4 protein-coding genes are annotated in these 7,753 nt (G+C 51.3%); all 4 read right to left on the bottom strand.

Features of this window, described 5'->3' with window-relative positions; genetic code table 11:
* Positions 1–148: 148 nt before the first annotated feature.
* Complete coding sequence (locus ABEA58_RS13940) at positions 149–871, bottom strand: hypothetical protein (RefSeq protein ID WP_345552465.1); 723 nt, start codon at positions 869–871, stop codon at positions 149–151.
* Between the two features lie 472 nt (positions 872–1,343).
* Positions 1,344–1,718 carry a hypothetical protein gene (locus ABEA58_RS13935; protein ID WP_345552463.1) on the bottom strand — a complete coding sequence of 125 codons (375 nt, stop codon included), beginning with the start codon at positions 1,716–1,718 and terminating at the stop codon, positions 1,344–1,346.
* A gap of 1,954 nt (positions 1,719–3,672) precedes the next feature.
* The gene (locus ABEA58_RS13930) at positions 3,673–4,137 is read right to left on the bottom strand and encodes a hypothetical protein (protein WP_345552462.1); all 465 of its coding nucleotides are present in this window, start codon (positions 4,135–4,137) and stop codon (positions 3,673–3,675) included.
* 2,783 nt (positions 4,138–6,920) lie between these two features.
* Positions 6,921–7,244, bottom strand: a complete 324-nt coding sequence (locus tag ABEA58_RS13925; RefSeq protein WP_345552460.1) for a hypothetical protein — start codon at positions 7,242–7,244, stop codon at positions 6,921–6,923.
* Between the last annotated feature and the right edge of the window lie 509 nt (positions 7,245–7,753).

Genomic DNA, 7,753 nt, shown 5'->3' with positions numbered 1-7,753 from the left:
GGCTAAGCAATACTGCTTTGACTTTGAATTCATCTGAGTACCGCCATGTCTTCTTTGGGTTTTTGTACTTGGGCATTGGACACCTCGTCTGTTTGACTTTGGTGTCCGTCAAAGCGGGGGAAGATCAGTAACGTACTTAATTGCCTTGTTAGGTTTTTGAACTAACATAAGCCCACGAGTCTAGTTTCTTTAATATGTGAACACCTATTTCCTCACGGAATGGTAAATTCCCTTCGTCGAGATCTAGGTCGATAAGAATTTTTCTAGACTCATCTAAATAATTAGTTTTGCAGGTTTTCCGATCAAGAACCGTAAAGTGACAAAACGCTATAGAGAACCCCGCCTCTAGATAATTCTTTGACTCTCTACTAGGCATGTCCTTGATAACTTGCCAGCTACCACCTTCATCCAACCAATAGGCTCTATACCAACCATTTTCCTCGAACTTTTCAAGACGTCGATTGCTCCACTGGCCTTCACCAAACCAAAGGTCTTGAAAATATTTCTCCTCTGCTCCGTGATACTTATAGCGCCTCACTTCTTCATCAGTTAGATAGCTTATTAATATCAGATCTTCGCGCATTGGCTCATTGTTTATATTTCTCTCGATCTCATATTCCGGTACGGCTTCTTTATATTCGAAACGTGAGAATAAAATAAGAGCCTGTGTACCTTCAGGGCTTTCATCCAAGCCAGGAACCAAACTAAATGGATTAAAGCTGATCTCGTATTCTGCCGCCTCACGTGGAACGCAATATTCTGAAGGTCCAATCTGTACATATACAGCCTCCCCACAGACACCAAAGTATCTTGAATACACTATTCCCGCTACAAGCAAGGCTATTGATAAAAGTACGAATCTACGAATCATGGTGAAACTTAACGCCGCTAGCAGGGGCAGCCGAAGCGCAGCGCAGGCTGTCCAGCCCAGCCACCGGCTGGGCGATCCTGCCAAGCTTGGTTATGGCTGACGCGCTCAGGGCCAACTACTTGCACTTTGCCAGCCACGGATTGGCTGGCCAGCTCCAATATTACGAGGGAAGAATACCGTACTTCCCCCACCAGATTATTCATTTATTGGCACTCCACGATACTGCAGTGGACTAGCCAGTTATACCGAACTAGAGAGAACGCTCTAGGAGCGAAACTGCTTGATCCCGGAACGGCCACGTAGCTCGATGCTGGACGCTAAACCAGTGCGAAAAATTTCCTGTAGGCACCGACGATATTTTTTATCGACCGGCAACATAACGCCGCGCTCAGCCGCCGGAGGTAACTGGCGCCTTTTGTGCGGTCTTTTGCACAAAAGGTGACAGTTGCCGGAGGTCGGTTGCAGCGCCTTGTTAAATGCCTGCTGCATTAAATTTACCACCACCTGACCAACCTGGGCCACGCGCAATAACATGATATTCTTTGCCAAGAATTAAATCCTTAGCCTTAACTTCTTCAGTGAAACCTTCTGGTACTTTCCCATAAGTTACCCAGCCTAACCTAACTGAATTATTTGGTGCAGACAAACGCCAAACCTCTACAGTGGATTCACCATCTAAATAGTAAACACTAAAATAGTCAGTAGGCTGCTTGCTATGAAAGCCAAACATATTCTTTGAATCTATGGCGATTTGTATATTTCCAGAATCATCAAACTGACTCTTTATACCGAATAACGCACTACATGCAGTCAGTGTTAGTAAAAATGTGAGTACTAGAATTCTCATAAGCATTTAACGTCGCTAGCAGGGGCAGCCGGAGCGCAACGTAGGCTGTCCAGCCCAGCCACCGGCAGGGCGAACCTGCCTAGCTTGGTTATGGCTGACGCACTCCAGGCCGACTACTGGCACTATGCCAGCCACCGATTGGCTGGCCAGCACCTGAATATTACGAGGGAAGAATACCGTACTTCCCCCACCAAATTATTAACTGACTCACACTCCACGATACTGCAGTGGACTAGCCAGCCCTACCGTACCAGAGAGAACACTCTAGGAACGAAACTGCGTGGACACGAAACGACCGAGCTTCTCAGTGTTGACCGACAACCCAGTGCGAAAAATTACCCGCAGGCACCAGCGATAATTTTTACCGACCGGCAACATAACGCCGCTAGCAGGGGCAGCCGGAGCGCAGCGTAGGCTGTCCAGCCCAGCCATCGGCTGGGCGATCCTGCCTAGCTTGGTTATGGCTGCCGCGCTCAGAGCCACTACCAGCACTATGCCAGCCACAGATTGGCTGGCCAGAGCCAGATATTACGAGGGAAGAAAACCCTACTTCACCCACCAAATTATTAACTTATTGGCACTCCACGATACTGCAGTGGACTACCCGGCTCTACCGAACCAGAGAGAGCGCTCCAGGAACGGAACTGCGGAGGCGCGGAATGACCGGGCTGCTCAATGCTGGACGCTAAACCACTGCAAAAAATTACCCGCTGGCACCGACGATAATTTCACCGACCGGCAACATAACGCCGCTAGCAGGGGCAGCCGAAGCGCAGCGTAGGCTGTCCAGCCCAGCCACCGGCTGGGCGAACCTGCCTAGCTTGGTTATGGCTGACGCACTCCAGACCAGCTACTGGCACTTTGCCAGCCACGGATTGGCTGGCCACCGCCCGATATTACGAGGGAAGAAAACCGTACTTCCCCCACCAAATTATTTACTTAATGGCGCCCCACGATACTGCAGTGGACTAGCACCTCTACCGAACTGGAGAGAACGCTCTAGGAACGAAACTGCTTGACCCCTGAACGGCCACATAGCTCGATGCTGGACGCTAAACCAGTGCGAAAAATTACCCGCTGGCACCGATGATAATTTTTACCGACCGGCAACATAACGCCGCTAGCAGGGGCAGCCGAAGCGCAGCGTAGGCTGTCCAGCCCAGCCACCGGCTGGGCGATCCTGCCTAGCTTGGTTATGGCTGCCGCGCTCAGGGCTAACTACTAGCACTTTGCCAGCCACGGATTGGCTGGCCACTGCCAGATGTTACGAGGGAAGAATACCGCACTTCCCCCACCAAATTATTTACTTATTGGCACCCCACGATACTGCAGTGGACTACCCAGATCTAGCGAACCAGAGAGAACGCTCTAGGAACGAAACTGCCGGGAGGCAAAATGACCGAGCTGCTCAATGATGCACGCTAAACCATTGCGAGAAATTACCCGCAGGCACCAACGATAATTTTTACCGACCGGCAACATAACGCCGCTAGCAGGGGCAGCCGAAGCGCAGCGTAGGCTGTCCAGCCCAGCCACCGGCTGGGCGATCCTGCCTAGCTTGGTTATGGCTGCCGCGCTCAGGGCCAACTACTAGCACTTTGCCAGCCACGGATTGGCTGGCCACCGCCCGATATTACGAGGGAAGAATACCACACTTCCCCCACCAGATTATTAACATATTGACACTCCACAATACTGCTGTGGGTTACCTTCCTCAGCCGAGCCAGAGAGAACGCTCTAGGAAAGAAACTGCTTGATCCCGGAACGGCCACGCAGCTCGATACTGGACGCTAAAGCAGTGCAAAAAATTACACGCTGGCACCGGCAACAGTTTTTACCGCCCGGCAACATAACGCCTCAATCACCCGGCAGGCAAAGCGCAGCTTTGACTGTCGGAATGGAGTGCCCGCAGGGCACGAAATGTGTGGATTGACTTGTTAGGCATTATTAGCACTTATTTCCATTTTTTCTGGATTATAATTAAACACTCTTTTGCCCATTTGCGTGTTTCTTCATTAATTGCGTTTAATGATACAAAAGCAATGCCAGCTACGGATGTTTCATTTAGCTGATTTATTGGCACTTCATCACACGAACGAGGCAGTTGCCTTGAGACCGCATCTGGATAAGCGTGGGTAACTACATCTGCGTAATTTTGAAGCTCTTTAGCTCGCATAGATGACACATCTAGATTACTTAAAACTCCCATAGGATAGGCGAGACCGAATTTATTAAATGGACGCCCCTCTAGATTATTAGGTGATATTTTCCTTGCTGACTCAACAATATCAGGGAAAGACCATGATTCAGGTTCTGGTATCTCGCTTTCCGCGCTAGACATGTAGTTGGTAACAAACTGCTGGTCAGCACATCCCTCTAACAAACATAACAAGCCGAACAATACTGATCTAATTATCAAAGTAGAAAACCTCATTCTTCACGATGCCTAACGCCGCTAGCAGGGGCAGCCGAAGCGCAGCGTAGGCTGTCCAGCCCAGCCCCGAAGGGGCTGGGCGAGCCTGCCTAGCTTGGTTATGGCTGCCGCGCTGCAGCAAACTGCTGGCACTTTGCCAGCCACGGATTGGCTGGCCACAGCCCAATGTTACGAGGGAAGAATACCGCACCTTCCCCACCAAATTATTAACTTATTGGTATTCCACGATACTGCAGTGGACTAGCCAGCTCTACCCAACGAGAGCGAATGCTCTAGGAACGAAACTACTTCAGGCCGGAATGGCCAAGCTGCTCATTACGGGACGCTAAAACAGTGCAAAATATTACCCGCTCGCACCAACAACAATTTTTACCGACCGGCAACATAACGCCGCTAGCAGGGGCAGCCGGAGCGCAGCGTAGGCTGTCCAGCCCAGCTTGGTTATAGGTGCCGCACTGAGCACCCACTACCGGCACGCTGCCAGCCACGGCTTGGCTGGCCACACCCCAATATTACGGGGGAAGAATACCGCACTTCTCCCCACCCAATTATTAACTTATTGGCACTCCACGATACTGCAGTGGACTACCCAGATCTAGCGAACCAGAGAGAACGCTCTAGGAGCGAAACTGCCGAGACGAGGAACGACCGAGCTGCTCAATGCTGGACGCCAACCCAGTGCAAAAAATTACCCGCAGGCACCAGCGATAACTTTTACCGACCGGCAACATAACGCTGCTAGCAGGGGCAGCCGAAGCGCAGCGTAGGCTGTCCAGCCCAGCCCCGAAGGGGATGGGCGAGCCTGCCTAGCTTGGTTATAGGTGCCGCACTGGACACCCGCTACCGGCACGCTGCCAGCCACGGATTGGCTGGTCACTGCCAAATATTACGAGGGAAGAATACCGCACTTCCCCCACCCATTTATTAACTTATTGGCATTCCCCGATACTGCAGCGGACTAGCCATTTCTTGCGAACCAGAACGAACGCTCCAGGAGCGAAACTGCTTTAGCCCAGAACGGCCACGCTGCTCAATGCTGGACGCTAAAACAGTGCGAAAAATTACATGCAGACACTGACAATAATTTTTACCGCCCGGCAACATAACGCCGCTAGCAAGGGCAGCCGGAGCGCAGCGTAGGCTGTCCAGCCCAGCCACTGGCTGGGCGATCCTGCCTAGCTTGGTTATAGGTGCCGCACTGGACACCCGCTACCTGCACGCTGCCAGCCAAGGCTCGGCTGGCCACACCCCAATATCACGAGGGAAGAATACCGAACCTCCCCCACCCAATTATTAACTTACTGGCACCCCAGGATACTGCAGCGGACTAGCCAGCTCTACCGAACCAGAGAGAATGCTCTAGGAACGAAACTGCTCTCGTCCGGAATGGCGAAGCTGCTCATTGCTGGACGCTAAAACAGTGAAAAATATTACCCGCTTGCACCAACAACAATTTTTACCGCCCGGCAACATAACGCCGCCAGCACAGGCCGGAGCACGCAGTGCGGAGGTCCAGCCCCGTAGGGGCGATTGTGCCTGGCCTTGTTAACTGTGACTCGTGCATGACTGCTGTATGTGCTGAATTAATTTGTTTAAAAATTGTTTGCCGCCTTCCTGAGCCTTAGACGGAGGATTAACACCGTAGCCATGAAGGTATAAATTTAGTACTGGAGTAGCATTGCCCTTGAACTCTATATCAAGGTTTGCTACCCCATATTCGGTTTCTAAGAGATACCGCTCAAAGTTATCATCTGTTCGATCGAAGTCGAGCTTTACGATGCCTACGACGCCTTCAAAATTAGAGGCTGACCTAATACACGAGTCTTTAACTTCAAAGCTAGGATCGGAGTCAGGCTGTATGTGCCAAGATGCTGGAGGGCAACCCGCTAGCAAAAAGCACGTCAGGACTATTATTAGTGATTTATTACTCATGACTCTCATGACAGTTAACGCCGCTAGCAGGGGCAGCCGGAGCGCAGCGTAGGCTGTCCAGCCCAGCCACCGGCTGGGCGAACCTTCCTAGCTTGGTTATAGGTGCCGTACCGGACACCCGCTACCGGCACGCTGGCCAGCCACGGCTTGGCTGGCCAGCGCCCAATGTTACGAGGGAAGAATACCGCACTTCCCCCACAAAATTATTGACTTAATAGCAACCAACGATACTGCAGTGGAATGGCCACCTTCTACCGAACCAGAGAGAACGCTCTAGGAACGAAGCTGCTTGATCACGGAACCCCCTAGCAGCCCAATGCTGGACGCTAAACCAGTGCAAAAAATTAAACGCTGGCACCGACAACAGTTTTTACCGCCCGGCAACAGTTTTTACCGCCCGGCAACATAACGCCGCTAGCAGGGGCAGCCGGAGCGCAGCGTAGGCTGTCCAGCCCAGCCACCGGCTGGGCGAACCTGCCTAGCTTGGTTATGGCTGACGCGCTCCGGACCGACTACTAGCAGTTTGCCAGCCACGGATTGGCTGGCCACTGCCCAATGTTACGAGGGAAGAATACCGCACTTCCCCCACCAAATTTTTACTTACTCGCACTCCACGATACTGCTGCGGACTACCTTTCTCTACCGAAGCAGAACGAACAGGCTAGGAACGAAACTGTTTGGATGTGCTGTACCAACGCAGCCAGATACCGGACGCTAAAACAGTGCGAAAAACTAAACGCTGGCACCTGCAACATAACGCCAAGGTAATGGGCAAAGCACGCAGTGTTTTGTCCAGCCGAAGGCGTCATTGACCGCTTTGTTATGAGTGACACAGGTTAATAAGCACGCCAACATTCTGGCCCCTCTGATGAGGCACCAACAATAATGTTGCTGGTATTGACCTCAATATGTACTTTGCACTTATTCGTTCTGGGTGGCTTTACCTCAAAGGTTTTTATCACGCCACCACTTTCAAGTTGCTTGGTGTTGTCTGGTTGGAGCTTGGCTAGGAAGCCGATATTGTAAACATATGAGTCCTTGAAATTGGTACCAACCAAACGTTCAAGATCTTCTGCAAAAACACGGTATGCGCCAGCCATAGTGCCAACACAACCGGCTAAGACTGACATTAATATTATTAAAATAGAAATCCGTATCATTCGATTCACTTACTCATAACGCCGCTAGCAGGGGCAGCCGGAGCGCAGCGTAGGCTGTCCAGCCCAGCCACCGGCTGGGCGTACCTGCCTAGCTTGGTTATGGCTGACGCACTCCAAACCAGCTACTAGCACTTTGCCAGCCAAGGATTGGCTGGCCAGCCCCAATATTACGAGGGAAGAATACCGCACCTCCCCCACCCAATTATTCACTTATTGGCACTCCACGATACTGCAGTGGACTACCCAGATCTAGCGAACCAGAGAGAACGCTCTAGGAACGAAACTGCCGGGAGGCAAAATGACCGAGCCGCTCAATGATGAACGCTAAACAATTGCGAAAAATTACACGCAGGCACCAACGATAATTTTTACCGACCGGCAACATAACGCCTCAAGCACCGGCGTCAAAACCGCGCAGCGGTTTTAACGTCCGAGTGGCTTTGTTTGTTATATGCTGACTGATAGCTCGCACGACTTTTCATCATTGGATAAGCGCCCTGTAATTTTGT

Source organism: Microbulbifer aestuariivivens, assembly GCF_039545115.1.
Classification (GTDB): domain Bacteria; phylum Pseudomonadota; class Gammaproteobacteria; order Pseudomonadales; family Cellvibrionaceae; genus Microbulbifer; species Microbulbifer aestuariivivens.
This window is presented reverse-complemented; position numbering and strand designations above follow the sequence as displayed.

What these genes read in the sequence shown, in the direction of transcription:
- ABEA58_RS13940 (WP_345552465.1), bottom strand. Translation starts at nt 871, where the DNA reads ATGATTCGTAGATTCGTACTTTTATCAATAGCCTTGCTTGTAGCGGGA.
- ABEA58_RS13935 (WP_345552463.1), bottom strand. Translation starts at nt 1,718, where the DNA reads ATGAGAATTCTAGTACTCACATTTTTACTAACACTGACTGCATGTAGT.
- ABEA58_RS13925 (WP_345552460.1), bottom strand. Translation starts at nt 7,244, where the DNA reads ATGATACGGATTTCTATTTTAATAATATTAATGTCAGTCTTAGCCGGT.